This is a genomic window from Vibrio sp. THAF190c, assembly GCF_009363355.1.
GTDB lineage: Bacteria > Pseudomonadota > Gammaproteobacteria > Enterobacterales > Vibrionaceae > Vibrio > Vibrio fortis_A.
This window is the reverse complement of the sequence record NZ_CP045338.1, coordinates 3248522-3273713: the sequence shown is the minus strand read 5'-3', so window position 1 is coordinate 3273713 and position 25192 is coordinate 3248522. Positions and strand designations below refer to the sequence as shown.

Below are 25192 nucleotides of genomic sequence, written 5' to 3'. Positions count from 1 at the left end.
TTAGATTCCAGAGGCTGTATCGCGGATACGATCAGATGGAGGAATGTAGCCACATTTAGATAAAGTGGAGCTACTAATAATTTCTTCACCATGTCTAAGAGAATAGATCGCAGCCTTGTTTAGAAGTGTCGACACTTCTCCAATCGCACCTTCTGATAAAGAGAGAATTTTTTGGCTAAGTGCCTGTGTATGTAAATTTGAGGGCTCTCGAAGAGGAATAATCGATTCAAAGGTTTTTAACAATTGACGGAACTCTTTCCCCATTTTCCATTTAGGTAGCAAAATTGGCTCGAAGCGGTTTTGAATTTGATTGTCAATACTTACAGTTCTCAGTAGGTCCTCTGTACCTGATGCAATGAATGAAATTTGTAGTTCATTGCCTAGGTACTTAAGAGCGTTCAATAGTGATTGTCGCTTTATCGATGAGCCTGCAAGTGAATTGTGAAGCTCATCAATACAAATCACTTTGAGGTCGATCATCCTAAGTACATCAACGACTCTTTTTCTTTTTGCTGCGACTGAAGATGATGGGACTCTTTCATAGAGGCTGGACAAAATCTCGGAATACAAGTCGCCTTCGTTTGGGGTTGGTGGGGCTTGCATATACATAATGGGTATAGAGAACCCCTCTGCTGGGAGATCGTCCGGGTCAGATTGATATTTGCGGCAAAATTTTTTAATAAGCTCCGTTTTTCCATTGTTTGTTCTGCCTATAAGCATGACGTTAGGCATGCGAGATACACGAGGGTGTCTATAGATATCGTCAAATCTTCTGAGTATTGTTTGGGCTGAGTCATACCCAATCCAGCGTGGTCTTAAGATATCTGTGACTCGTTCCTCTACGCTCCACTGTAGCTTGTGTGTGCAACTATTTTGTAGGTGAGAAAACTCTTTCATATTTTTGCCTTAGCTTATTTCTACGTCGGTAAATGGTTGGATATCATCGTCAAACTCTTCTAAGATCTCTGTATGAGTATCATCAACTGTAGCGATTTTTTGAGTAGATGATTGCCAGTGGTTTCTTCTTTCTGCCATACGACGCTTTCTCTTTTCATTTGCACGGTGCTGTTTAGCAAGGCGTGTTTTTTCAATGGCATCAGACTCGATCTGGCGCATTTTTCTGATGCCTCTAAAAATCGCATCTTCATCAACTGGACTTTTTTCTTCGCTTAGTGAACTTGAAACAGCATTGAGTTCCCATAAACTGATAGTTGGCCGTTGACTGTTTAGGTAAGGGACTGAAATGTATCTTTGAGTATCAGGGTCTAAAAAGTAAACGGAGCTAATATCCCGAGGATCTCTAGCAAATATAAATTTCCTTTTCTTGTTTCGATCACTCTCATCAACAGCACCAATCCACTTGCGAAGAACATCGGAATAGTAGTGGATATTGTCTATTACAACTCCCGTTCTTTGGACGGTTCTTTCAACATAAGGAGTGAAGTCTAAACGCAATGACTCCTCGTCTTCCACTGGCTGAGGTAAGCCAATTCCGGGTTTGTCTTTATTACCGAGGATAGCTTCGGTGTAGACTTGTATCGGAGGAACTTTGTTTATTCCTTTGTGTGGGCGATGGTGATAACAATAGACAATAAAGGTAGTAAACCATAACTCTAGCTCGGAGAGCGTCATGCATGCATTTCCTTCAGAGTCATAGTCCAATCGGTCTTTGACTGACGAAAATGTAGTTCCAGGTATGCCTTGAACTTCCTGCATGAATGTCCTGAATGCTCTTTCTACATGTGGTCCATAATTAGGTTGACCTTTTGGTCTGAACTCCAGAATGATGTTGTGTTGCTGACATGCTCTTTTTAGCATATTGCTTCTGAAGTCTTTTCCATTATCTACATGGATCTTTTCCATCTTGCCGTAAATCGGCCACTCTACATCGATATCACGTTTTGCTAACCAGTTTTCTTTTGGCGTTATGGCGTGAGCAATACATAGACCAACAGAAGAGCTGCTTGGTGGGTCAAGTGTCACTTTAAACCCTGAAATCATTTTTGTTGCGACATCAATTGCTATCGTTAAGTATGGGCGCCCTATTGGTAACCTATGCTCTTCATCGACAATGATTAAGTCGACTTTGGTGTGGTCTATTTGAACTACAGAATTAGGGTAGTCCGCTCCTGGGAACTTTCCGGTAACTGGCTCATAATTCTGTTTGGAAGCTTTTGGACTTACCCGCTTTTTTACTAGTTCTCTATCCTCGATTGTTCTAACTCGTGCATAGATTGTGTTCTTGTGGGGCACTGGAAGATCAGCATCAATGCACTCGCTTTTGATAATTCGGTATAGCTTTAGTACGGATGGTCTTTCTTTTTGTAAATAGATTTTTGTAATTTGTGTTGCGATTAATTCTTCAACTTCTGCATTGAGCTTGTGATGACCTTTGTCTGTTCGTTGTTGTCGAAGTAAAGAAGATACAAGACCAGTTTCTTCAAACCGTTTGAGCCATCGATAAATGGTCGTGACTCCTTTGCCACATTCGAAAGCTACTCGCTCAACATCACTCTCAGTCCGCGTGCTTTTTTCTAGTAGTGGTTTGATTGTTTCAAAGCGACTTAGAGCTACTTCCCACTCTTTATCTTTTGCTAATAAATGCTTACCTTGTTCTGAACGAGGAGTGCTTATACGAAGTGAAAGGTTGGATGCTCTTACAACTTCAGTGATACCCGTTTCAATAATCCTGATTATTGCTTCTGAGAAACCTTTGAGCTCTAGAACGATTGCAGCTTTGTTGTCCCAATAAACTAGTTTTCCTGGGGTAATCGAACTCATATGTCCTCCTTCGTCCAAATGCGACTATGCATTGTTAATGGTTTATCTAGGTTACAGCCGATTCTTGACATAGCAATCAAATACCAAATGGCAGGTATAGCTTGAGCTTGTTGCTTTTGCGAGCTAAATAAAGCAGAGGCTAAGAGTGCTGGGTCAGCTTCTTGCAAATCACTCATTATGTTTAATATGTAGTTGAGCATTGGCTCTTCAAACTGACGATGTTTGAATGGCCATAGGAACTTAATGTTCATTAATTGCTGAGTTCGTATTTCTCGCTCTGTGTAAACTTTGAATACCCACCCTCGATTAAAAGCGTACTGCTTCGCAGCCCTGAACTTTGGTAAGAGAGTTCTCCAGCTTCCTCTGAAATCTTCTCGATATTTGATTTCATACAGAATTGGAGCAATTTCGAGTTCGTCATTAAATGTCAGTAATCCATCTGGTGTATATTTCGCTGGCTTACCTTGCGAATTGATATATCCAATGGTTATAGGCTGTGGGACTAGCTCCTTGTATGTATCATCAAATCGAACCAGTTCCATGAAGTCTCTTTCTAAAGTTGATTCATAAGAACCAATGCTTGGGACCACTCCAGAGACACTGCGTGTAGTTACTCCAATACTTCTAACTTTTGATGAAAAAAAATTCATTTACCCCTCCAATTATTGGTGTAAATCCATAGTACCCTATCATTTAGTTATGGACATTACAGGGAGGCTCTGTGCCAAGGCCAGGAGAAATATCATTGGCGCACAATGGACTGTTGTTTCTTGATGAAATGCCTGAGTTTGAAAGGAAAGTGCTCGATTCATTGCGAGAACCGCTGGAATCTGGAGAGATCATCATCTCACGGGCTGCGGGCAAAACCCGTTTTCCTGCTCGTTTCCAATTGGTCGGTGCGCTAAACCCAAGCCCAACGGGCTACTATGAGGGCAATCAAGCGCGTGCGAATCCACAGATTATTTTGCGTTATTTAAATCGGCTGTCTGGACCGCTGTTAGATCGCTTCGATATGTCATTGGAGATCCCGTTACTTCCCAAAGGTATGCTCGCTGAGGGTGGCGATCGGGGTGAGGGGACACAGGTCGTTAAGCAGCGTGTGATCGATGCAAGGTTGACGATGGTCGAAAGAGGGGGAAAGCCCAATGCGCTGCTAACCAGCCGTGAAATTGAAAAGCACTGCCCGCTCGATAAGCAAGATGCCCAATTCTTAGAGACGGCTTTGCATCGGCTTGGCTTATCAATTCGTGCTTATCATCGCATCATCAAGGTTGCGCGCACCATTGCTGATCTTGAGGGTAGCGAACAGATTCACAAGAAGCATCTTTCGGAGGCGTTGGGGTATCGAGCTATGGATAGGTTGTTGAAGCAGTTGACGGCACAAGCGGTATAGCCAACAAAGCGGCTATACCGATGTGTTTGGATTAGAACTTGTAGTTCATACCGACTGAAACGATGTATTGAGACTCATCGTAGAAGGTGATGTTGGAATCGCTAGTGCCGTAGCCTGCCAATGAAATGAATGACCAGTTATCCCAGTTCATGAACTTTTCATATTCATACGCGGCAAACAGGTTGATGTTGTCATCACTGCGAACCGTGTTGTTGAACAAAGAGTTGCCAGCATCGTAATCTCGCTGACTATAACCTGCGGTTAGTGCGTATTGGTGACGGCCCGCAGCACCAAACAAACTAACCTCAGCACCGATTTGGTCATAAGACTCAGCACTGCCATCAGCATCGCGAGATTGATAGATTATCGATGGTACCAGCATCATGCTGCGGCTCAGAGGTTGTCGATATTGGCCTTTCAAGTAGAAAGTATCCGCATCACGCTTTAGCTCGTCAGGCACATTATCTTGTTCAACATCTTTGGTGGCGTAGGCCATATCCAGTGAGAATGGTGAACCTGCGATACTGCTCAGTTTTAAACGAAAGGCGTTACCCTTCTCGTCAGTTTTAGAGCGAGAGGTATTAACATCGTATGGGTTAGCCCAAGTTTCGCCGGACATGATGGTTGGTAAGATTGAAGCATCAATCACCATTCCTGATTGCAGCTGATACTTGTAGCCAACTTCAAGTACTACAGTACCTGTTGCGATATCGTCACGAGCGGTACCTGTATAAACCTGGTGATTTAAGCGCTCACCAAAGGTGTAAGCAATGCTGCCCAGTGGAGCGACTAAGAAAGAACTTTCTGAAGACGCTTTTTGGTCAGTCGACGTGATGGTGCTATCGCCGTCGGTATTGAAGTTTGAAGTAGACGAGGTGACCCCTGCATTTAGGGAGATTTCACCGCTGATGCCTTGCTCATCGGCAAGCTTGGCAAAGGCAGGTGTAGCTGCAATGCTCAAAGCTAAAAACGTGATTTTTAATTTCATTCGCGGGGCTCCTTGCCCAACCTGTTAGTGATTAGTGAAAAACTATAGATAGTCCAAATACTAAAAGGTTCCTGATTAATTTTTTATCAATGATGCTTTTTGAGCATAGCAAAGAAAAAGGAAGCCGAAGCTCCCTTTTTTCAATGAGTTATTTCTTCAATAAGAAATTAACCAGTGCAAAATATTCATCAAGAGAGTTGATACCTTGTGCATCGACTAGGTAACGGTTATTAACCACAACCGCTGGAACGCCTGAAAGGCCGCTGTCTTTGAATGCTTTATCGAAGCGACGAACCATAGAGTCAACCGCGAAGCCTTTGTATGCAGCATCGAACTTCTTCGCATCAACACCTTCGTCTAGGAAGATTTGACGTAGCTCTTCTTCGTCGCGAGGCGCTTTGTTCATGTTGTGAATGCGGTTAAACATTACAGGCACCATCTTATCTTCTACTTTTAGCGCGATCATGGTCGCGTAAGCTTTGCTCATAGGCTTACCCATAGCACCACCCATGAAAGATACATGGTTCTTCTGCAGTTTAACGCCTTCAGGAAGCTGTTTTTTTAGCTGCTGAATGATTGGTTCAAAGCTATTACAGTGTGGGCAGTAGAATGAGAAAAACTCAGTAACAACTGGCTTTTTAGAAGGCTCTAGGTCTAGAACCTTGTAGTGCTCACCTTCGTTAAATTGCGCTGCGTGAGCCGATAAGCTCAGCATAACCAATGAGAAAAATGCGAATAGCTTTTTCATTTATTCAATCTCCATTATGTTTGAATTTTTTGTTTGCTATCAGTGTTGCCTTACCACTGAGGCATTAACGAAAGTGGTGGCTCCTGTAGGGTAGCAATCTGCTCTTTACAAGCAAGTACTTGTTGCTCCCAGTATTTCGGGTCATTAAACCATGGAAATGCAATTGGGAAAGCTGGGTCTTGCCATCGCTTTGCTAACCATGCCATGTAATGCACCATACGTAGACCGCGCAGTGGCTCAATTAGTTTCAATTCTGCGCTGTTAAAGTCACAAAACTCTTGATAAGCCTCCAATAAAATATCGAGCTGCATCAGTTTATCTTGGCGTTCGCCATTGAGTAGCATCCACAGGTCTTGGATGGCAGGACCATTACGCGCATCATCAAGGTCGACAAACATCGGCCCGTCACGCCACAAAATATTACCAGGGTGGCAATCGCCATGCAGGCGAATAATTTTACTTGAGTCAGACCACTGCTCTTCTAGTGCTGTGATCAACATATCAAGATCATTGAAGAATGCTGATTCGATATGTGCAGGGATAAATCGTGAATTCTCAAGGATTTTGCGTGGTTGATGCAGGTACTCGTCGAGACTAATAGTCGGACGGTGCTGAAATAGCTTTTCCGAGCTTGCTTTATGAATGCGTCCGAGAAAACGACCGACGCCTTCCAGTTGATCGAGGTTATCCACTTCGTACTGACGCCCCCCAACACTATCAAATAGCGCAAATAGATAGCCTTGATACTCATGCAGGGTTTGACCGTTGATTTTTATCGGTGGTGCAACCGGGATCTCTTGCTCAATCAAGTCGAGCGCGAAATCATGCTCTTCTTGGATCTGCTCTTTAGTCCAGCGTTGTGGGCGATAGAACTTCACAACGTAGCGCTTGCGGTCTTCATCACTAAATTGATAGACGCGGTTCTCGTAGCTATTGAGCGCCAATAGGCCTGACTCGGCACGAACCCCAATGCTTTCTAGGGCGTACCACATGAAATCGGGCGTCAGGTTGTCAAAGTTAAAAGCTTGTTCGGTCATAAAATAAAAAAGGCTCATTACTGAGCCTTTTTCCATTGATTGGTTGAAATACCGAGTGGTAATCCACTCGGTATTAGAGCTTTTTGATAAAGCGGCTTTCAACTTCCATCGTAAACTCTTCATTATCCGAGAGTATAAACTGAATTGTCGAAACTGGTGAGCTGAGTTTTTCTGGATCTGCCCCCAAGCTGATCGGCAGGTTAAGTACTTCACCTGGATCTACAGCAACGGTCTGCTTACCGTACCAGATCGCTTCTGGTAGTCCGCTAACGCTTAAATCATACTCTTGAACCTGCTGGGTTTTGTTGATGATTTTGAGTGTGTAGGTGTTCTCAACAAAGCCTTGAGTGTTGATTCTGAACAGTTGGTTTCGGTCTCGAAGCACGGTTAAACCTGCTGGGTCGACACTCGCCACCTGCACAAAGAACAAGCCAATCATCAGTAGTAGCACGCCACCATACCCCAGTAGCTTAGGTCGCATGACCTTAGTGTTGTGACCTTCTAGACGGTGTTCAGTGGTGTAGTTGATCAGGCCTTTCTCGTAGCCCATGCGATCCATGGTTTGGTCACAGGCATCGATACAAGCGCCACAGTTAATACACTCATATTGCAGGCCATCACGGATATCGATACCTGTCGGACATACCTGCACACATAAATTACAGTCGATACAGTCACCCAAGCCCAGAGCTTTAGGATCGGCTTTGCGCGAACGAGGGCCACGGCTTTCACCACGCTCTGTGTCGTAGCCAACAATAAAGGTGTCTTTATCAAACATCGCAGATTGGAAACGCGCATATGGACACATGTGTAGACACACGATTGAACGCATCCAACCCGCATTAGCGTAGGTACAGCCAGCGAAGAACAGAACCCAAAATACCGGCCAGAACGAGGCGTCGAAGGTAAAGAAACCAACCACCAGCTCTTTTACTGGAATAAAGTAGCCAACGAAGGTGAGACCTGTTGCTAAGGCGATTGCCCACCATGCAATGTGCTTAATGGTTTTACGTAGCATCAGGTTCGGTGTCAGTTTGCCCGAATCTTGCTTTTTACGCTTGTTGGCTGAACCTTCTAGTTTCTCTTCAAACCAGATGTACATAAAGGTCCAAACGGTTTGTGGACATAGGTAACCACACCAAACACGGCCTAAAAAGGTGGTAATAAAGAACAGGCCAAAGGCTGCGATCATGAACAAGATCGCCAACAGGGTCAGATCCTGAGGGTAAAGCGTGGTGCCAAAGAAATTAAACTGCTGATTACCAATATCGAGCAATATTGCTTGTCGCTCTCCAAACGGTATCCACGGGATTAACGCGAACAGCAGCAGTAGGAACCAGCCACCGTAGCGGCGCAGCTGTTGGAACTTACCCTTGCTTTCACGCACGTAGATGCGGTTATTGGGGTTAAATCGATCTCCATTACCTTTATGTGTCTTGGGATTAAAGGTTTTAGGAGTCACATCTTTGATATCGATTTTATCCTGACTCATGGACTATCCTTTTGATGGTATAGGTACCCTTTCTTGGTGTGGGCACTTTATGACATTGCTTTTAAGTAACTCTGCGGGAGAATCTTGCATACCGTAGCTTTGGTATATCACTGGACCCTATACACGCTACTCTTATTTTAGAAGATTCTTATGGGAGGCGATTATAGCGACAATACTGTTCTCATTTCTTTAACGCTATCAACCTTTAGCAACAAAACTCATAACAGTTGTGACGAAAAAATAGCGAACAGAAACAAAAAAGCGACCGAATGGTCGCCTTTAAAATAGTTGAGCTGAAACTGAGTTGGATTAGATGATGCCACGTGCTTTTAGAATAGCGGTCTTGAAATCGTCTTCTTGGTCTTTTTTTAGACCTGGGATCATCTCGTCTTTCTGACTGTTACGCATCTTCAGGTGGTAGATCAGGACGTCATCGGTCAGATCTTCCAATTTACCTTCGTAGCCTGCCTCTTTAGATAGCTTAATGATGAATTCAAGCAGGTTTAGCTCTTGGTCTTTTTGCCACTCAGGCTCCATTAGCTCGATCAGCTCTTCAATGCGATGGCATTTCATTTCTATTCTCCACAAATTTTATAATGATTTGCAGTAAAGGTATCAAATCGGATACGGAATACCAATCCAACAGGCAAGAAAAAAGCGCAGTAAAAACTGCGCTTTTTGTTATGCGGCTTTAATTACTTTTGCAGAGCTAGACGTAAGCAGAGCAGTCTTCTCGACAAGAGTCATTGTTGGAGCCACGTTCTTTGCCGTTGGAGCAGCAACAAAGCCACTACGACGACGCATCGCACTACGGTTGGTGTGCGAAAACCTGACAGCTGTTGGTCGCATTGAGTTACCTAACGGTCAGGCATATCCATTGCCAATTTAATGGCCTGACCCAAAATGAGCTGCGCTTTAATTGCTTAAAGTTAGGCTCGTCTGGCTTTCGCCAATCCAATCATGAATCAGGATAATGATATGCGTGCATATCAATAACAGATTATCATCATCTGGTTGAACGATCGATGCTTGTTGGAAAAATTGCCGCCAATAACGGCTAAAATTGTGTGAGCAGTATATTTGAGTTTGAACCTCTTTCAGGCTTAAGATGGTGCTTTAAAGGAGGTGCATATGTCGTTCTTAAAGAAAACGCTAGCAAGTTTTGGTATTGGATCGGCGAAGGTAGATTCGGTACTCCAACAAGAAGTGCTTTACCCTGGCCGTAAAGCCAACATTATTGTGCACGTTTACGGTGGCTCCCAACCTCAAGAGATCGATAATATCGACCTCAATCTGTGCTGCCGTTACATCAAGGAAGTTCCAATTAACCCCGATAAACAAGATCGAGGTCAGACGCGTCGCGTCCATCAAACGTATTCATTGGCGAAGTGGAGCCTGCCTTATGCCTTCACTATTGAGCCAGGTGAAACTCGCGACTTTGAATGTGAGTTTGATGTACCACTCAACACGCCGGTGACAATTGGTGATGCGAAAGTATGGCTGGAAACCGGCTTAGACATCGCGATGGCTATCGACCCATCTGATAAAGATGTACTCACGGTACGCCCTGACGAGTTGCTTGATGGCATCTTTAACGAGCTTGAGGCACAGGGGTTACGCATTCGACAAGTCGAGTGTGAGGCGGTGGATGGCTTTGAGTTACCGTTTGTTCAAGAGTTCGAGTTTGTGCCAACGACAGGGCCTTACCATGGCCGTTGGCGTGAGCTGGAAGTGGTCGCTCACCGCGATGAACAAGAGTTGAAAATGTGGTTTGAGATCGACCGCAATCGCGATGGTGCTAAAGGCATGTTAGCGAGCCTGCTTGGTGTCGGTAAGCTCAAACGCCAGCTAAGCATCCCACTTGATACCTCGCCACAACAGGCGGGTGAGATGGTGATTGAGTATTTGGAGAGCGTCTCTTAGTCTCTCAATCCGACGATAATACGGTCGATAAAAATTTAAGCTTACACGTGTAAGCTTAATGTGCAATACTAGAGTAAATGTTCGATTACTCTAGTAGGGTTCCCATGTCTGAAGCCAAAGTTAGTGAATACAGTGAAATAGAAGAGAGAGCCAATGCGATAACACACGGCCTTGGGGTGGTGTTGGGTATTGTTGGTTTAATTTTATTGCTCATTAAAGCCAATCAGTTCGACGCTGACTCACTAACCGTAGCGAGCATGGCAGCCTACGGCAGTAGTATTATCTTACTGTTTCTTGCTTCAACCCTATATCATTCAATCACCACCGCGAAAACTAAGCGCTTGCTAAAAACCCTCGATCACTGCGCGATCTATTTGCTGATAGCAGGCAGCTATACTCCCTTCTTACTGGTCAGTTTAAGAACTCCGCTGGCCTTTGGCTTAATGGGCGTAATATGGGCGATAGCCTTAGTCGGAATCGTGATGAAGATTGCCTTTGTGTATCGCTTTAAGCGCTTGTCGTTAGTCACGTACCTGGCAATGGGATGGTTGTCGCTGATAGTGATTTATCAACTAGCAAAGAGTGTGGAGTTGGGAGGTTTGATCCTGCTGGCTGTTGGCGGAATCATCTACTCTTTAGGGGTGATTTTCTATGTCGCTAAACGCATCCCATACAACCATGCCATTTGGCATCTATTTGTACTGGCAGGATGCGCCTGTCATTTCTTTGCGATCTATCTATACGTTACGCCAGTTTAGCGAGCCAGAACCTCAATCACTTCTGCTTGGAGTTGGTATTGGTCCAGTTTATCTACTGCTAGCTTAATCGATTTGCCTTCGGCACTGCTTTGTGGACGAAGGTAAGTTTCAGCCATACGCTTGATCGACTTCCAAGTATCTACTTGTTGCTCTGCCAACAGTTCTCCCTCTGTCGAGAACACTTTCACCTTCAGTGAAACAAATATGATTGGCTGGGTACCTTGGTTAGTGATCGCTGTTGGAATGACGAGTTCACCACCTTGATAGCTTGCTGTGCCCAATAGGATATCGACCCCAGATTTAGACAGTTGCAGGCTTGGCTTAGTATCGTTGAGCTTAATCGTAGTACCAGTAACGGCGGTCGCAACAGGAATCGCCGCGATGCTTGGCTTCGCAGGTTTACCCGAAGTCGTGACTTTAGATTCAACTTTGGTCGTCACATACTCCCATGTAAAGTCATCTTTAATATTTACCTGTTTACCATCGGGTAGGGTGATCAGTTGATCGGCAAATGCAGTGCCGCTGAGTAGTGCGCTAGCCATTAATAGGTAAGATCGCATAGTGTTTTCCTTTTTAATGCTTAATTAACGACGCCAGAAAGCTGGGAAGAACAGTACCAACAGGGTTAGAATTTCCAATCTTCCCATCAGCATGCCAAAGCTTAGCAGCCACTTAGCGGCATCAGGCAGAGGTGCAAAGTTTCCAGTTGGACCAATCACGCTACCCATGCCTGGGCCAACGTTGGCAACTGCAGTTATCGCGCCAGAAATGCTGGTGATGGGATCGAGCCCCATCGCACTCAATCCGCCGGCAATTAAGATAATAGTAATAAAGAACATCAAACCAAAAGCGACTAGAGAACGTACGATATCGTCGTTAACTGGGCGTTGGTTGTAACGTTGAACAAACACACCTGAAGGGTGGATCAGCTTCATCATCTGCTTGTGTAGTAGTGTCATCGCGATCTGGAAGCGGAAGATTTTGATGCCGCCAGAGGTCGACCCGGAACAAGCCCCAGCCATCATCAAGAAGGCAAACAGAGTCGTTGGTAGAGCGCCCCAAGCTGTGAAGTCTTCCAAACCAAAACCTGTAGTCGTAACCACTGAGACGATATTGAACATCGACACGCGTAGTGCATCCATCATGGTGTATCCATCACGAATAACTAACCACATTGAAATCACAACACTCGAAGCAAGAAACAGGTAAGTAAAACCTCGAACCTGAGCATCTTTGTAGAGTGGAGCTAGCTTGCGTCCGCGTAGAGCGCTGACAAACAGCAGGAAAGGCAAGCCGCCTAGGAACATGAATAGGGTACCAACCCAGTGCGCACTGTTTGAGAAGTGGTTCATCGAGCCGTCAGAGGTCGAGTAACCACCAGTCGAGAGTGTGGTAAATGCGTGGTTAATGGCGTCAAACATGCCCATGCCAGCGAAGAGGTAGCTGATAAAGCACAGTCCTGTAAGAACCAAATAGACCGCCACAATGTTCTTGGCCACGGTTTTCGCTCGTGGGCTACTCTTATCTGACCAATCTGAAGATTCAGTCTGGAACAGACGCATACCACCGACGTTGAGCATTGGTAGTACTGCTACTGCCATTACGATGAAGCCTACTCCACCAAGCCATTGCAATATAGATCGCCACAGCAAGATACTTGGTGCCATATTATCCAGCCCACTCAGTACCGTTGAGCCGGTAGTGGTAATCCCCGACATGGTCTCAAAGTAGGCATCGGTAAAGCTAATATGGTTGATGAACACAAACGGCAGCGCGGCAAATGCACTGGCGATTGTCCACACCAATGAGGTGATGAGGAACATGTCCCGCACGCCAAGTCTGAAGTGAGCAGTGCGACCAAGACTCAGGCAGATAAAGGCGATCACGTGGGTGATCACGACCGATTGGCCAAACTCTAGAAAACCACCTGTTCCTGTAAAAAAAGCAACCAGAGTCGGTACATACATAAACAGGGCAAGCTTTGACAGCACTAGCCCAATAACCAACAGAATGGGGCGTAAATTAACCATGATGTTTTACAGGTGCGCGCTTACAAGAAGAACGGACTCGGTTGGAATAGCGATTCGACGTCTGGAACGTATTTTTTATCAACCAAGAACATCACCACGTGGTCATCCTGCTCAATCACAGTTCTATCATGGGCAATCAGTACTTCTTCACCACGAACAATCGCACCAATGGTGGTGCCCGGTGGTAGCTTGATGTCACCAATTGCTCGGCCAACAACCTTAGAGGTGGTTTCGTCACCGTGAGCAATGGCTTCGATAGCCTCTGCAGCCCCGCGACGTAGAGAGGATACGTTAACAATATCAGCACGACGAACGTGAGTAAGCAGCGCAGAAATGGTCGCTTGTTGTGGCGATATCGCAATATCAATCACACCGCCTTGTACGAGGTCGACATAGGCACCACGCTGAATCAGCACCATTACCTTCTTAGCACCCATGCGCTTGGCCAGCATCGCTGACATGATGTTGGTTTCATCTTCATTGGTCAGTGCGATGAACACGTCTACTTGGTCGATGTTCTCTTCGGTCAGCAGCTCTTGGTCAGCAGCGTCACCACAGAATACGATGGTGTTCTCAAGCTCTTCAGAGAGTTTCTCAGCACGAGTGTAGCTGCGCTCAATCAGTTTGATGCTGTAGCTCTGCTCAAGGCGTTTAGCTAAGCTGGCTCCTATGTTACCACCACCGACAATCATCACGCGACGGTAAGGCTTCTCAAGGCGCTGCAGTTCACTCATGACCGAGCGGATGTGGTTACTTGCCGCGACGAAGAACACTTCATCATCGGCTTCGATAATGGTGGTACCCTGAGGTCGAATTGGACGCCCTTGACGGAAAATAGCGGCTACACGAGTATCGATGTGAGGCATGTGCTCACGTAGAGCCGATAGCGCATTGCCCACAAGAGGACCACCGTAGTAGGCTTTTACCGCCACTAGGCTTACCTTTTGCTCGGCAAAGCTGACTACTTGAAGTGCACCTGGATACTGAATTAAACGTTCAATATAGCTCGTTACCAGCTCTTCTGGCGCGATCAGGTGATCAACCGGAATCGCACCAGATTTAAATAGGGCTTCTTTCTCTTCCAGATATTCAGGAGAGCGAATTCGCGCAATTCGGTTAGGTGTATTAAATAGAGAAAAGGCGACCTGACACGCGGCCATGTTGGTCTCATCCATATTGGTTACTGCAACCAACATGTCTGCATCTTGAGCACCCGCTTCGCGCAGGGTGTTAGGGTGGCTGGCGTAGCCATTGACTACCCTAAGGTCGTACTTGTCTTGAAGTTCACGCAGTCGGTCACCATCGCGGTCGACAATCGTTATGTCATTGTTCTCACCTACTAAGTTCTCAGCAAGGGTGCCGCCTACTTGTCCTGCACCTAGGATAATGATCTTCATAGCCTTTCTCTTATTATTTGTTATCTAACGCCTTGGTGGTTATACACCACAACGAAACAGCGGCTAAGAACCTCTTCTTAGCCGCTGCATAATTACGCTTGTTTTACTAACACTGCGTAGTAGAAACCATCCATATCTTCTTCACCAGGTAAAATTTGACGACCTGGTTGTTCAATATCGGAGCCGACAAGAGTTGCGTCGGTCGTGCGTTCAAGGAACGCTTTCACTTGCAGCACGTTTTCTTGTGGTGTGATTGAGCAAGTCGCATACACCATAGTGCCGCCTGGCTTCAGTTGTCCCCACATCGCGTCCATAATTTCACTTTGCAGTTCCGCTAGAGCCTCAATGTCAGAAGCTCGGCGCAGCCACTTGATATCAGGGTGGCGACGAATAACGCCAGTAGCTGAACATGGTGCATCAAGTAGGATACGGTCAAACTGAGCACCACTCCACCACTCTTGTGGGTAGCGTGCATCACCACAGATTACGTCAGCACGCAATTGAAGGCGCTCTAGGTTGTCGTAAACGCGGTCTAGGCGTTTAGCATCAGCATCGATCGCAACCACTTCAGTATCGTTAGTGTGCTCAAGGATGTGCGCGGTTTTACCACCTGGTGCAGCACAGCAGTCGAGGATTAGCTCACCGTCTTTTGGCGTTAGGTAATCAACCGACAATTGCGCAGCGGCATCTTGTACCGATACCCAACCCTTATCAAAGCCTGGTAGCAGAGTGACATCGCAAGGTGCAGATAATTTTATGGCATCTGCTGCTTGTGAGTGCAGGGTGTATTCAATGTTTTCGTTTTTAAGTAGCTCGGCGTACTCATCACGAGTGTGGTGCTGACGGTTTACACGTAGCCACATTGGAGCCTTGCTGTTGTTCGCTTCTACAAGTTGCTCCCACTGACCTGGGTAGCTCTCTTGCAACATTTTTAGGATCCAGCTTGGGTGTCCGTATTTGCCAGCATTGTGGCTCGTCGCCGCCTCATCCAGTGCTTCTTGGTCGCGTAAGTAGTTACGCAATACCGCATTGATTAGGCCGCTAAGGTTTTGTCCACGCAGTGTTTTGGTTGCTTCAACTGTTTCACCTACCGCCGCGTGCGAAGGAATACGCATGAAGCTCAGCTGGTAAATACCAACCAGAATAAGGTGGTGAAAAACACGTTTCTTGCCCTTTAATGGATTATCCATCAATTGGTTGGCGATAGACTCTAGGCGAGGTAGGTAGCGTAGAGCGCCGTAACAGATCTCTTGCAGCAGAGCATGGTCTCGTGGGCGGATCGTTTTTTGAGCCGCAGGTAGAGCGTGTGAAAGAGAGTGGCCTTTATCGACAACTTGGAATAGGACATTGGCAGCAGCAGCGCGAACATTCATAGGGAATACCGACTATTTTATTGAATACATGAGGGCATCTCTGCCCTCGTAAAGGTTGTAGACTGTGTTACTTACAGTCGTGCAAGGGTTAGACGAGCTGTGTGCCCACTTCAAACCAGCTTGCTCTTGAGTTCAAGATATCTTGAACTGACATTGCTTTCTTGCCCGGTACTTGTAGCTGTTCGAGAACAAGTACACCTTGTCCAGTCGCTACGTAAATACCGGTTTTGTCAGCTTGTAGAATCGTACCTGCTGGCTTGTCTGAAGTTTGTTCAGCCACTCGGCTTTGCCATACTTTGATGCTGTTTTCTGCCGCTTCAAAGTGGCTCATTGGCCATGGGTTGAAGGCACGTACACAACGCTCAATATGAGCCGCATCGTCGCTCCAGTTGATACGCGCTTCTTCTTTACTTAGCTTCTTCGCGTAGTTTGCTAGTTCGTCGTCTTGTTTTTCAGCGACAGCCGTTCCGGCTGCGATATCCGCTAGGCAGTCAACTAACGCATCTGGACCTAGACCAGCTAGCTTCTCATACATAGATGCGCTGGTGTCTGTTGCTTCGATTGGCAGAGTCGCGATTTTAAGCATGTCGCCAGTATCTAGACCAATATCCATCTGCATGATGGTCACGCCTGTCTCTGCATCACCCGCCCAGATAGAGCGTTGAATTGGAGCTGCGCCACGCCAGCGTGGCAAGATAGAGCCATGGACGTTGATACAACCTAAACGAGGGGTATCGAGGACTGCTTGAGGTAGCAATAAACCATAAGCGACTACTACCATGATATCGGCATTGAGGTCAGCTAACTCTTGTTTAGCTTCATCCGACTTGAAGTTTTCCGGCTGGTAAACAGGGATATCATTTTCAAGGGCAATGTTTTTTACTGGACTCGCAGTGAGTTTTTTACCGCGACCTGCAGGGCGATCTGGTTGCGTGTATACCGCGATAACTTCATGCTCCGAAGACAACAACGCCGCCAAGTGACGGGCGGCGAAATCCGGAGTACCTGCGAAGACAATTCTTAAAGACTGACTCAAGGTAGGCTTCCTTCTTATTAGGTTTTGCTAGCGCTTATTTTGCTTGTTTCTCGTTGAAACGCTTAATCTTCGCTAGTTTATCTTGAATACGTTTACGCTTTAGTGGCGATAGGTAATCAACGAATAGTTTGCCTTCTAGGTGGTCAAGCTCATGTTGAACACAGATAGCTAATAGATCATCAGCGTCGAAGGTGTACTCTTTACCATCGCGGTCTAGCGCTTTCACGGTAACTTCTGCAGCACGAGGCACTAGTGCACGAGCACCAGGTACAGATAGACAGCCTTCTTCAATGCCATCTTCACCGCGTTTCTCGATGATTTCAGGGTTGATCAGCACCATCGGCTCATCACGTGTCTCTGAAATATCGATAACAACAATACGTTGGTGGAAATCAACCTGCGTTGCCGCAAGGCCGATGCCCTCTTCGTCGTACATGGTTTCAATCATGTCATCAACGAACTTTTGGATCTCTGGGGTAACTTCTTTTACCGGTTTCGCCACGGTACGTAGACGATCATCTGGTAATGTTAATACTTGTAATACAGACATATACACTCGAAATATTGAACTGTGCCGAAACAGCTTAAACCTTGTTGGCTCAATTCTAGACATTTTATAGGCCAAATGACAGCATCCTGAAGGTAATTCTACGATTAGATGTCATATACCCAGACCAAGGAACCGAGGTCATGCGCCATTTTTTAACGAGGTTATCGCTAGTTTTCTTGTCACTGTCAGGTGCCGCTTTGGCTCAAGAATCTCTAACACAACTCAACATTAAGCAGGATGCTCCCAAAAGCTACATTGTTGAGAAAGGCGACACCTTATGGGATATCTCAGGTATGTACCTCGATAGCCCTTGGCTGTGGCCGCGTTTATGGCAAGTGAATCCGGATATAGATAATCCTCACCTTATCTATCCGGGAGACAAGCTCTCATTGGTATGGCGTAACGGTCAGCCTGTATTGAGTGTGAAACCGATAGTAAAGCTAAGCCCTAAGATTCGAGTTAGGAATAAAAAAGCGGTACCTACGGTTAATGAAGGGCTGGTATTGCCTTATCTTCAGTCTGATCGATTGGTGACCCAAGCGGATATAGAGTCAGCGCAACGTGTGTTGGGGACAAGTGATGGGCGTAAGTTTCTCACGGCTCAAGACCGCTTGTTTATCTCTGGTCAACAACAGCATCCAAAGTGGGGAATCTATCGTGCGGTAGCAACTTATCAACGAACCCAGCCTGCCACCTCAATTGTGTCTTTGCGCTTAGTCGCAACCGCGAAGCTTAGCGCGGTTGATGAGTCGTTCAGCAGCTTAAAGGTTGAGTCGCAGCTGCAAGAAATCCTGATTAATGATGTTGTTCTCCCTGAATTAGCCATAGATAAGAGTACGTTAACTACTACATTCTATCCTTCTCCTACGAAGGTGGGGCAATCTGCCAATATTGTTGGTTCTTTAGAGGGAGCCAAATTTAGTGCCAAAAATCAGGTTGTGGTGATAGACAGGGGGACTGATGATGACCTGCGTCAGGGATCTATGTTCTCGCTTCGAGAGTTAGGTGCAGTGGTCTATGGTCAGCAGGGCGAGTATAGCTATGACAGTAATGCTATGGGCAATAAAGTCCAGTTGCCGAATACCGAGATCGGCAACCTAATGGTGATAAGACCTTATCAACATTTTAGTTTGGCGCTGGTGACCCAAAGCAGCCAACCGATCAGTAGTGATACCTTGGCGGTGTCGCCGCTATCTATGGTCTTAAATCATTCTGCACACGATATCGAACCATAGGATTACCAGATGACTGAGCAAGAGTTGGTGGCGTGGTTGAGGTTGAGCTTTATCCCTAAGCTAGGAATGAAGCGCCTTAAGCGCTTACTGGCTATCGACTCTCCACTTAATATTGTTAACTACTCACATGAACAGCTGCAGTCGCTTGGTTTCTCCGATTCTCAAATAACTTACCTTAAACTCAAAACAGAGCCACTGGTTGAAGAGTGTTTATCGTGGCAGGCGAAAAGTGCCAACCATCATCTTGTTACTCACCAGTGTGCCGCGTATCCACCAAGCCTGCGCCAGATAGCTAGCGCACCTAGTACATTGTTTGTGCGCGGTAATATCACTACACTCAGTGATCCTCAAATCGCGATGGTTGGCAGTCGCAATGCCAGTCTACAAGGATTACAAACAGCCAAAGCATTTGCTCGAGAGTTCGCGCAAAGCGGTTTGATTGTCACTAGTGGTTTAGCGTTGGGTATTGATGGATATGCTCATGATGGTGCTCTAGAAGGAGGTGGTGAAACTTTCGCCGTGCTTGGTTCTGGGCTAGATGCTATCTATCCAGCCCGCCATCGTAAACTGGCACAACGGATTGAAGAGCAAGGCGCGCTAATCTCTGAATTTCGTCCCTCAGCTAAACCTCGTCCTGAAAACTTCCCGCGTCGCAATCGTATTATCAGTGGCTTGTCGCTAGGTACATTGGTGGTAGAGGCGGCAGAAAAGAGTGGTTCATTGATTACGGCGCGCTACGCATTGGAACAAGGACGAGAAGTTTTTGCCTTGCCAGGCTCAATACACAGCCCAACTAGCCGTGGAGGGAACAGTTTAATTAAGTCGGGTGCTTGCTTAGTTCAGAGCGCTCAAGATGTGCTTGTTGAAATAAAAAGCCTGCTAGATTGGTCTATTGATGTACAACCCAGTCTGTTTGAAGCGCCGACAACCGACAATGAAAATGAACAATTGCCATTTCCACATCTGTTAGCTAACGTAGGGTTAGAGGCGACACCCGTTGATATTTTGGCACAGAGAACCCATATACCTGTGCATGAAGTCATGATGCAGCTCTTAGAGTTAGAACTTTTAGGGCATGTTGTTGCAGTTTCTGGTGGCTATATTCGAAAGGGGAGAGGCTAGCTATGATGATGGACATTCTGATGTACCTTTTTGAAACCTACATCCATAGCGATTCTGAATTGCAGGTGGATCAAGATGAGCTTGAAGAAGAGTTGCTTCGAGCAGGGTTTCACCAAGACGATATTTATAAGGCTCTTCACTGGTTAGAAGATCTCGCAGCACTGCAAGAAACCGATAGCCAAGCGGCGATCTCGGTCTCTTCGAATACCTCTATGCGTATTTATACTAAGCGAGAGATGGCGCGTATTAACCTCGAGTGTCGTGGTTTTCTTCTATTCCTTGAGCAGATCAATGTGCTGACCACTGAAATTCGTGAGATGGTCATTGATCGAGTGATGGGCCTTGAGACCAATGAGTTTGAGTTGGATGATCTCAAATGGATTATCTTAATGGTGCTGTTTAACGTACCGGGTAATGAGAGTGCTTACACGCAAATGGAAGAGCTGTTGTACACCAAAGAGCAAGGTATCTTGCATTAATACAGGCTTGTCATGAGTAGTAAGATTGATCATCAACTTTTCTCGGCTCACGAGCACGCGTTAGAACATGAAGCGTGCCCGCAGTGTGACGGAGAGTTGCAGCTGCGCCACGGTAAACACGGCCCGTTTATGGGGTGTACCCATTATCCTGAATGCGACTATATTAAGCCGTTGCATCAGAATGATGGGCATATCGTGAAAGAACTCGGTGTGCCTTGTCCAAAGTGCCAAAATGAATTGGTATTAAGGCAAGGGCGCTATGGCATGTTTATTGGTTGTAGTAGCTACCCTGAGTGTCATCACATTGAGTCGCTTGACCAACCGAAACAAGAGCAGCAATCAGCACCGCAAGTCGCCTGCCCTGAGTGTGGCAAAGGTCATCTTGTTGAGCGCAAGTCTCGCTATGGCAAACAATTCTTTGCGTGTGATAACTACCCTAAGTGTAAGTTTGCTGTCAATCAGCCGCCGATTATTGGTCGCTGTGAAGTGTGTCAGTATCCACTGCTGGTGGAGAAGAAAACCGCCAAAGGCACCAAAAAGCAGTGTGCTGACCGAAAATGTCACCACATTCAAGAACAAGCATAAAAAACGGCGCTCAATGAGCGCCGTTTTTTATTGGATTTCCATTTACTGCATTTGCTCAGCAAAATCGTGTATCGCTGGGTAAGCCCTTTTATCTAAGATCTTAGCTAGACCGCAAAGCGTGCGTTGCAGTTCGGCATTGTAGTCAGCACTAACATTAATGTGCCCCATCTTACGACCTGCACGTTTTTCTTTGCCATACCAGTGAACATGACAACCGGCCTGCGCCAAGATCGCGTTAGGCAGAGTGTCCTCACCCAGGATATTGATCATCGCAGTCGGGCGAATCAGCTTTGTGCTTCCTAGAGGCATGCCACATACGGCGCGAAGATGATTTTCAAACTGACAAGTTTCAGCACCTTGCTGTGTCCAGTGGCCAGAGTTATGAACGCGTGGGGCAATCTCATTAACGAGCAGTGCACCTTGAACATCAAAGAACTCAAGAGCAAGTACACCTACGTAATCCAAGCGCTCAGCAACCGCAGTGAACATAGTCTTAGCTTGTTCCTGTAACTCAACATCATCAATCGCTGTTGATAGGCTCAGCACACCGTCGGTATGAACGTTTTCAGCCAGAGGGTACACCTGAATCTCACCATTTTTACCACGAGCACCAATTAAAGATACCTCACGATCAAATGGAACAAACTCTTCAGCAACAATCGCTTGGTTGTCGGTCGCCGCGATGCATTCTGCCATCTCAGTCCAAACGGTTTCTACTGCGTCTAAAGACTTAAGGCGCCATTGGCCCTTGCCATCATAGCCACCTAGTGTGCTCTTAAGCACCATTGGTAGGCCAACATGCGAGATAGCGTGGTCAAAGTCTTCGCGAGAGTTGATCACTGCGTATTTGGCGTTCTTCACGCCCGCTTGGTCGAGCAGAGCTTTCTCAAGACGACGGTCGCCGCCAGCTTTGATTGCTTCGGTAGTCGGTAGGAACTTACCACTGCGCTCACACACTTCGAGCACATCATGAGGGATGTGTTCGAATTCAGCCGTAATCACATCCGCACGCTCAATCGCATTCTCTAAGCCATTGCCTAGAATCGCTTGCGTTAATGGGTGAACAATGTTTTTGCTGCCAACATCAAAAGCAGAAATTTCAATATTCAGCGGTGCCCCAGCTAGGGACATCATGCGAGCAAGTTGGCCCGCGCCTAACACAAGAACATGCATGGGAATTAGTCCTCTGCAGGGTTTGGATTAGCTAGTACCGTTTCTGTTTGCTCAGAGCGGAACGCTTCTACTTTTGCCATCACATCTTCATTGTGCGTACCAATGATTTGTGCTGCTAGAATACCTGCGTTAGCTGCACCTGCTTCACCGATTGCCAATGTACCTACAGCAATACCTTTAGGCATTTGAACGATAGAAAGAAGTGAGTCCATGCCTTTAAGAGCTTTAGACTGTACAGGTACACCAAGAACAGGAACGCTAGTAAACGCTGCAGCCATGCCTGGTAGGTGAGCTGCACCGCCTGCACCTGCAATGATCACCTTAATTCCACGCTCTTTTGCACTCGTTGCGTAATCCGCCAGTAGTTGAGGAGTACGGTGAGCAGAAACCACTTTTGTTTCGTACGCTACGCCAAATTGATCCAACATGTCCGCTGCTAGCTTCATTGTTGGCCAATCAGATTTAGAACCCATGATAATACCGACAGTCATCTCAAACTCCTTCAGGTACGATTTGATTAAGTGATTAGATAATTTGCGCGCATTATACGGGGAAAATTGCTCAAGGAAAACGTTTGCGTCAGTCAAAGTTGCTAATTGATACATTTTATAAACAAATAGCTTTAGTAACATTTAGTGATTATTTGTACACTTAACGAGTTTAATAGCAGATATAGATGAGGCAAATCGTGGACAACTTTCAGCATACTTTACAGGCATTACAACAAGGTGAGGTGATCGCCTATCCAACTGAAGGTGTATTTGGTGTTGGTTGCGACCCTGATAACCCGCAAGCCATCCAGAAATTACTTGAACTCAAACAGCGTCCGATGGAAAAGGGCCTCATCCTAATTGCTGCTAGTTATGAACAGTTGCTTCCCTATATCGATGAAAGTCAGCTGACCCCTGAGCAATTGGCAACGGTAAAATCGACATGGCCAGGCCCTGTTACGTGGATCATGCCAGCCAGTGCACAAGTGACGGGTTGGGTAAGTGGTCAATTCGATTCAATTGCAGTACGTGTAACCGATCACCCTTTGGTACAGAAGATGTGTAATGCGCTTGGAAAGCCGTTAACCTCTACCAGCGCAAACCTATCGGGTGAGCCGCCGTGTATGACCACTGAAGAAGTGAAGCAGCAGCTTGGTCATAAGCTGGTGGCCATTCTTGAGGGTGAAACGGGAGGCCGTGATAAGCCGAGTGAAATCCGTGATGCAAAGACTTCTCAAATATTAAGACAGGGCTAAACCCTGCATAAAGGAAGAAACATGTCAGCAATTGATAAAGATGCGGTAAAGCAGTTCTTGCTCAACTTACAAGATTCGATTTGCCAACAACTAGAACAAGCCGATGGTGTTGCGGCGTTTGAAGAAGACGCATGGCAACGTGAACCTGGTGAGCGTCTTGGCGGTGGTGGTCGTACGCGCGTTATGACTAATGGTGCCGTATTTGAGCAGGGTGGTGTGAACTTCTCTCACGTCGCGGGTAAAGAGATGCCAGCATCAGCGACCGCACATCGACCAGAGCTTGCTGGCCGAAAGTTTGAGGCAATGGGTGTTTCGTTGGTGATCCATCCTAGGAACCCATATATCCCAACCTCTCATGCCAATGTACGATTTTTCATTGCAGAAAAAGAGGGTGAAGCGCCTATCTGGTGGTTTGGCGGTGGTTTCGACCTGACCCCGTTCTACCCATTTGCTGAAGATTGCCAATCTTGGCACCAAACAGCGAAAGATCTATGTGCGCCATTTGGCGATGATGTGTATCAGCAGCATAAAGAGTGGTGTGATAAGTATTTCTACTTGCCTCATCGTGATGAGACGCGTGGTGTAGGCGGCTTGTTCTTTGATGATTTGAATGAGTGGGGCTTTGAGAAGAGCTTTGCTTACATGCAAGCGGTTGGCGAGGGTTATACTCAAGCTTATCTGCCAATTGTTGAACGAAGAAAAGAGACGCCTTACGGCGAACGTGAACGCGATTTCCAACTCTATCGTCGTGGCCGCTATGTTGAATTTAATCTAGTTTATGACCGTGGCACCTTATTTGGTCTACAAAGTGGTGGGCGTACCGAGTCGATTCTGATGTCGATGCCACCATTGGCACGATGGGAGTATCGATACGAACCTCAAGAGGGTTCACCAGAGGCGCTACTGTACACAGACTATTTAAAACCTAGAGTTTGGTAAGACTTCCTTCCTTATAGGTATAGTGATAGGGTCATCATTCGATGACCCTTTTTCATAAGCTCTGTTAGGTAAGGATATGACACAGTACATAGATCGCTATGCCGTTTTTGGAAACCCAATTAGTCAAAGTAAATCACCATTTATTCATACGCTATTTGCTCGCCAAACGAACCAGCAACTTACCTATACATCTCAACAGCCTGAGCCCGGTGATTTTCTCATTGCAGCGAAAGATTTCTTTGGTAATGGTGGTAAAGGCTGTAACGTTACAGCACCATTTAAAGAAGACGCATACCAATTTGCGGATCGCTTAACTGAGCGAGCTCAACTAGCTGGTGCCGTGAATACCCTTAAAAAGCTTGATGATGGCGAGATCATTGGTGACAACACCGATGGTGAAGGGCTAGTCCAAGATTTATTGCAACATCAAGTAGTATTAAAAGACGCTCGTATTCTGTTGCTTGGAGCTGGAGGTGCAGCAAGGGGGGTGATTAAGCCATTGCTTGACCACAGTCCTCGTCAATTAGTGATTGCCAACCGCACTGCTTCTAAAGCACAACTACTCGCAGAAATGTTTACTTCCTTTGGCAATGTCTCAGGCGTTGGACTTGATGAGGTGAATGAAGGCTTTGATGTGATCATTAACTCTACTTCTTCTGGGTTGAGCGGTGAACTGCCACAAGTGTCCGCCGAGATATTTACACCAACAAGTACCGTTTATGACATGGTCTATGGTTCGGGACATACGGTCTTTAATCGCTGGGCATTGGATAATGGTGTCCACGCTGCTTATGATGGCCTAGGTATGCTAGTGGGCCAGGCGGCTGAAAGCTTTATGTTGTGGCGCGGTCTAAGACCGGGTACAAAGCAAATCCTCAGAGAATTAAGAAAGAACCTAGAGGCTTAA

General features: G+C 46.1%; 26 protein-coding genes and 1 pseudogene. 10 read left to right on the top strand and 17 right to left on the bottom strand.

Annotation, left to right across the window (positions count from 1 at the left end; all coding sequences use genetic code 11):
• From FIV04_RS14890 to FIV04_RS14880, 3 genes are read right to left on the bottom strand one after another with little or no spacing between them, the layout of a single operon-like run.
• Positions 1 to 897 carry a TniB family NTP-binding protein gene (locus FIV04_RS14890; protein WP_152469490.1) on the bottom strand — a complete coding sequence of 299 codons (897 nt, stop codon included), beginning with the start codon at positions 895 to 897 and terminating at the stop codon, positions 1 to 3.
• Between the two features lie 9 nt (positions 898 to 906).
• Entirely contained in the window at positions 907 to 2781 is a 1875-nt protein-coding gene (locus FIV04_RS14885; protein ID WP_152469489.1) for a Mu transposase C-terminal domain-containing protein, read from the bottom strand.
• The gene (locus tag FIV04_RS14880) at positions 2778 to 3431 is read right to left on the bottom strand and encodes a TnsA endonuclease N-terminal domain-containing protein (protein WP_216651664.1); all 654 of its coding nucleotides are present in this window, start codon (positions 3429 to 3431) and stop codon (positions 2778 to 2780) included. Before FIV04_RS14880 ends, FIV04_RS14885 begins: the two co-directional genes overlap by 4 nt.
• Before the next feature lie 62 nt (positions 3432 to 3493).
• Here FIV04_RS14880 and FIV04_RS14875 point away from each other — a divergent pair.
• A pseudogene (locus FIV04_RS14875) lies at positions 3494 to 4174 on the top strand (ATP-binding protein); the annotation flags it as partial.
• A 31-nt stretch (positions 4175 to 4205) separates the two neighbouring features.
• Here the strand turns inward: FIV04_RS14875 and FIV04_RS14870 are convergent.
• The 6 genes from FIV04_RS14870 to FIV04_RS26950 form a co-directional block, all read right to left on the bottom strand.
• Entirely contained in the window at positions 4206 to 5162 is a 957-nt protein-coding gene (locus FIV04_RS14870; protein ID WP_152469488.1) for a DUF2860 domain-containing protein, read from the bottom strand.
• Positions 5163 to 5310: 148 nt separating this feature from the next.
• Positions 5311 to 5910: a thiol:disulfide interchange protein DsbA/DsbL gene (locus tag FIV04_RS14865; protein WP_032548655.1), complete on the bottom strand. Its 600-nt coding sequence runs from the start codon at positions 5908 to 5910 to the stop codon at positions 5311 to 5313.
• 50 nt (positions 5911 to 5960) lie between these two features.
• The gene (locus FIV04_RS14860) at positions 5961 to 6947 is read right to left on the bottom strand and encodes a serine/threonine protein kinase (protein ID WP_152469487.1); all 987 of its coding nucleotides are present in this window, start codon (positions 6945 to 6947) and stop codon (positions 5961 to 5963) included.
• A gap of 73 nt (positions 6948 to 7020) precedes the next feature.
• The gene (gene ccoG, locus FIV04_RS14855) at positions 7021 to 8439 is read right to left on the bottom strand and encodes a cytochrome c oxidase accessory protein CcoG (protein ID WP_032548657.1); all 1419 of its coding nucleotides are present in this window, start codon (positions 8437 to 8439) and stop codon (positions 7021 to 7023) included.
• 309 nt (positions 8440 to 8748) lie between these two features.
• A complete protein-coding gene (locus tag FIV04_RS14850; RefSeq protein ID WP_032548658.1) occupies positions 8749 to 9012 on the bottom strand; it encodes a YihD family protein in 264 nt (87 codons plus the stop codon).
• Between the two features lie 108 nt (positions 9013 to 9120).
• Positions 9121 to 9288, bottom strand: a complete 168-nt coding sequence (locus FIV04_RS26950) for a hypothetical protein (protein ID WP_167332336.1) — start codon at positions 9286 to 9288, stop codon at positions 9121 to 9123.
• A gap of 282 nt (positions 9289 to 9570) precedes the next feature.
• On the opposite strand from FIV04_RS26950, the gene FIV04_RS14845 reads away from it, so the two are divergent.
• Positions 9571 to 10362, top strand: coding sequence for a sporulation protein (locus FIV04_RS14845; RefSeq protein ID WP_152469486.1), 792 nt, complete (start codon positions 9571 to 9573; stop codon positions 10360 to 10362).
• Positions 10363 to 10466: 104 nt separating this feature from the next.
• Positions 10467 to 11120 (top strand): hemolysin III family protein, encoded by a 654-nt coding sequence (locus tag FIV04_RS14840; protein ID WP_152469485.1) that lies wholly within the window; start codon positions 10467 to 10469, stop codon positions 11118 to 11120.
• Here the strand turns inward: FIV04_RS14840 and FIV04_RS14835 are convergent.
• The 6 genes from FIV04_RS14835 to def all read right to left on the bottom strand — a co-directional run bounded on the left by FIV04_RS14835 (position 11117) and on the right by def (position 17506).
• A complete protein-coding gene (locus tag FIV04_RS14835) occupies positions 11117 to 11680 on the bottom strand; it encodes a DUF3157 family protein (RefSeq protein WP_152469484.1) in 564 nt (187 codons plus the stop codon). The two genes, FIV04_RS14840 and FIV04_RS14835, sit on opposite strands and share 4 nt — an antisense overlap.
• A gap of 24 nt (positions 11681 to 11704) precedes the next feature.
• The gene (locus FIV04_RS14830; protein WP_152469483.1) at positions 11705 to 13150 is read right to left on the bottom strand and encodes a TrkH family potassium uptake protein; all 1446 of its coding nucleotides are present in this window, start codon (positions 13148 to 13150) and stop codon (positions 11705 to 11707) included.
• 20 nt (positions 13151 to 13170) lie between these two features.
• Positions 13171 to 14547: a Trk system potassium transporter TrkA gene (trkA, locus tag FIV04_RS14825; RefSeq protein ID WP_032548662.1), complete on the bottom strand. Its 1377-nt coding sequence runs from the start codon at positions 14545 to 14547 to the stop codon at positions 13171 to 13173.
• 92 nt (positions 14548 to 14639) lie between these two features.
• A complete protein-coding gene (gene rsmB, locus FIV04_RS14820; RefSeq protein ID WP_152469482.1) occupies positions 14640 to 15920 on the bottom strand; it encodes a 16S rRNA (cytosine(967)-C(5))-methyltransferase RsmB in 1281 nt (426 codons plus the stop codon).
• Positions 15921 to 16008: 88 nt separating this feature from the next.
• Positions 16009 to 16956: a methionyl-tRNA formyltransferase gene (gene fmt / locus FIV04_RS14815; RefSeq protein ID WP_150870647.1), complete on the bottom strand. Its 948-nt coding sequence runs from the start codon at positions 16954 to 16956 to the stop codon at positions 16009 to 16011.
• A gap of 34 nt (positions 16957 to 16990) precedes the next feature.
• Entirely contained in the window at positions 16991 to 17506 is a 516-nt protein-coding gene (def, locus tag FIV04_RS14810; protein ID WP_032548665.1) for a peptide deformylase, read from the bottom strand.
• Between the two features lie 140 nt (positions 17507 to 17646).
• On the opposite strand from def, the gene FIV04_RS14805 reads away from it, so the two are divergent.
• The 4 genes from FIV04_RS14805 to FIV04_RS14790 are packed head-to-tail and all read left to right on the top strand — an operon-like array spanning position 17647 to position 20927.
• The gene (locus FIV04_RS14805; protein WP_152469481.1) at positions 17647 to 18741 is read left to right on the top strand and encodes a LysM peptidoglycan-binding domain-containing protein; all 1095 of its coding nucleotides are present in this window, start codon (positions 17647 to 17649) and stop codon (positions 18739 to 18741) included.
• Between the two features lie 9 nt (positions 18742 to 18750).
• Positions 18751 to 19863, top strand: coding sequence for a DNA-processing protein DprA (gene dprA / locus FIV04_RS14800; protein WP_152469480.1), 1113 nt, complete (start codon positions 18751 to 18753; stop codon positions 19861 to 19863).
• A gap of 2 nt (positions 19864 to 19865) precedes the next feature.
• Positions 19866 to 20342 carry a DUF494 family protein gene (locus FIV04_RS14795; RefSeq protein WP_032548670.1) on the top strand — a complete coding sequence of 159 codons (477 nt, stop codon included), beginning with the start codon at positions 19866 to 19868 and terminating at the stop codon, positions 20340 to 20342.
• A 12-nt stretch (positions 20343 to 20354) separates the two neighbouring features.
• Positions 20355 to 20927 (top strand): type I DNA topoisomerase, encoded by a 573-nt coding sequence (locus FIV04_RS14790; protein ID WP_152469479.1) that lies wholly within the window; start codon positions 20355 to 20357, stop codon positions 20925 to 20927.
• A gap of 42 nt (positions 20928 to 20969) precedes the next feature.
• On the opposite strand, the gene FIV04_RS14785 is transcribed toward FIV04_RS14790, so the two are convergent.
• Both FIV04_RS14785 and purE read right to left on the bottom strand, forming a co-directional pair.
• Positions 20970 to 22100, bottom strand: a complete 1131-nt coding sequence (locus tag FIV04_RS14785) for a 5-(carboxyamino)imidazole ribonucleotide synthase (RefSeq protein ID WP_152469478.1) — start codon at positions 22098 to 22100, stop codon at positions 20970 to 20972.
• A 5-nt stretch (positions 22101 to 22105) separates the two neighbouring features.
• The gene (gene purE, locus FIV04_RS14780; protein ID WP_032548673.1) at positions 22106 to 22591 is read right to left on the bottom strand and encodes a 5-(carboxyamino)imidazole ribonucleotide mutase; all 486 of its coding nucleotides are present in this window, start codon (positions 22589 to 22591) and stop codon (positions 22106 to 22108) included.
• A 197-nt stretch (positions 22592 to 22788) separates the two neighbouring features.
• On the opposite strand from purE, the gene FIV04_RS14775 reads away from it, so the two are divergent.
• The 3 genes from FIV04_RS14775 to aroE all read left to right on the top strand — a co-directional run bounded on the left by FIV04_RS14775 (position 22789) and on the right by aroE (position 25192).
• On the top strand, positions 22789 to 23346 hold the full coding sequence (locus tag FIV04_RS14775; protein WP_152469477.1) for an L-threonylcarbamoyladenylate synthase: 558 nt from the start codon (positions 22789 to 22791) through the stop codon (positions 23344 to 23346).
• Between the two features lie 21 nt (positions 23347 to 23367).
• Positions 23368 to 24285: an oxygen-dependent coproporphyrinogen oxidase gene (gene hemF, locus FIV04_RS14770; protein WP_152469476.1), complete on the top strand. Its 918-nt coding sequence runs from the start codon at positions 23368 to 23370 to the stop codon at positions 24283 to 24285.
• A gap of 76 nt (positions 24286 to 24361) precedes the next feature.
• Positions 24362 to 25192, top strand: coding sequence for a shikimate dehydrogenase (gene aroE, locus FIV04_RS14765; RefSeq protein ID WP_152469475.1), 831 nt, complete (start codon positions 24362 to 24364; stop codon positions 25190 to 25192).

What these genes read in the sequence shown, in the direction of transcription:
- FIV04_RS14890 (WP_152469490.1), bottom strand. Translation starts at nt 897, where the DNA reads ATGAAAGAGTTTTCTCACCTACAAAATAGTTGCACACACAAGCTACAG.
- FIV04_RS14885 (WP_152469489.1), bottom strand. Translation starts at nt 2,781, where the DNA reads ATGAGTTCGATTACCCCAGGAAAACTAGTTTATTGGGACAACAAAGCT.
- FIV04_RS14880 (WP_216651664.1), bottom strand. Translation starts at nt 3,431, where the DNA reads ATGAATTTTTTTTCATCAAAAGTTAGAAGTATTGGAGTAACTACACGC.
- FIV04_RS14870 (WP_152469488.1), bottom strand. Translation starts at nt 5,162, where the DNA reads ATGAAATTAAAAATCACGTTTTTAGCTTTGAGCATTGCAGCTACACCT.
- FIV04_RS14865 (WP_032548655.1), bottom strand. Translation starts at nt 5,910, where the DNA reads ATGAAAAAGCTATTCGCATTTTTCTCATTGGTTATGCTGAGCTTATCG.
- FIV04_RS14860 (WP_152469487.1), bottom strand. Translation starts at nt 6,947, where the DNA reads ATGACCGAACAAGCTTTTAACTTTGACAACCTGACGCCCGATTTCATG.
- ccoG (WP_032548657.1), bottom strand. Translation starts at nt 8,439, where the DNA reads ATGAGTCAGGATAAAATCGATATCAAAGATGTGACTCCTAAAACCTTT.
- FIV04_RS14850 (WP_032548658.1), bottom strand. Translation starts at nt 9,012, where the DNA reads ATGAAATGCCATCGCATTGAAGAGCTGATCGAGCTAATGGAGCCTGAG.
- FIV04_RS26950 (WP_167332336.1), bottom strand. Translation starts at nt 9,288, where the DNA reads ATGCGACCAACAGCTGTCAGGTTTTCGCACACCAACCGTAGTGCGATG.
- FIV04_RS14845 (WP_152469486.1), top strand. Translation starts at nt 9,571, where the DNA reads ATGTCGTTCTTAAAGAAAACGCTAGCAAGTTTTGGTATTGGATCGGCG.
- FIV04_RS14840 (WP_152469485.1), top strand. Translation starts at nt 10,467, where the DNA reads ATGTCTGAAGCCAAAGTTAGTGAATACAGTGAAATAGAAGAGAGAGCC.
- FIV04_RS14835 (WP_152469484.1), bottom strand. Translation starts at nt 11,680, where the DNA reads ATGCGATCTTACCTATTAATGGCTAGCGCACTACTCAGCGGCACTGCA.
- FIV04_RS14830 (WP_152469483.1), bottom strand. Translation starts at nt 13,150, where the DNA reads ATGGTTAATTTACGCCCCATTCTGTTGGTTATTGGGCTAGTGCTGTCA.
- trkA (WP_032548662.1), bottom strand. Translation starts at nt 14,547, where the DNA reads ATGAAGATCATTATCCTAGGTGCAGGACAAGTAGGCGGCACCCTTGCT.
- rsmB (WP_152469482.1), bottom strand. Translation starts at nt 15,920, where the DNA reads ATGAATGTTCGCGCTGCTGCTGCCAATGTCCTATTCCAAGTTGTCGAT.
- def (WP_032548665.1), bottom strand. Translation starts at nt 17,506, where the DNA reads ATGTCTGTATTACAAGTATTAACATTACCAGATGATCGTCTACGTACC.
- FIV04_RS14805 (WP_152469481.1), top strand. Translation starts at nt 17,647, where the DNA reads ATGCGCCATTTTTTAACGAGGTTATCGCTAGTTTTCTTGTCACTGTCA.
- dprA (WP_152469480.1), top strand. Translation starts at nt 18,751, where the DNA reads ATGACTGAGCAAGAGTTGGTGGCGTGGTTGAGGTTGAGCTTTATCCCT.
- FIV04_RS14795 (WP_032548670.1), top strand. Translation starts at nt 19,866, where the DNA reads ATGATGATGGACATTCTGATGTACCTTTTTGAAACCTACATCCATAGC.
- FIV04_RS14790 (WP_152469479.1), top strand. Translation starts at nt 20,355, where the DNA reads ATGAGTAGTAAGATTGATCATCAACTTTTCTCGGCTCACGAGCACGCG.
- FIV04_RS14785 (WP_152469478.1), bottom strand. Translation starts at nt 22,100, where the DNA reads ATGCATGTTCTTGTGTTAGGCGCGGGCCAACTTGCTCGCATGATGTCC.
- purE (WP_032548673.1), bottom strand. Translation starts at nt 22,591, where the DNA reads ATGACTGTCGGTATTATCATGGGTTCTAAATCTGATTGGCCAACAATG.
- hemF (WP_152469476.1), top strand. Translation starts at nt 23,368, where the DNA reads ATGTCAGCAATTGATAAAGATGCGGTAAAGCAGTTCTTGCTCAACTTA.
- aroE (WP_152469475.1), top strand. Translation starts at nt 24,362, where the DNA reads ATGACACAGTACATAGATCGCTATGCCGTTTTTGGAAACCCAATTAGT.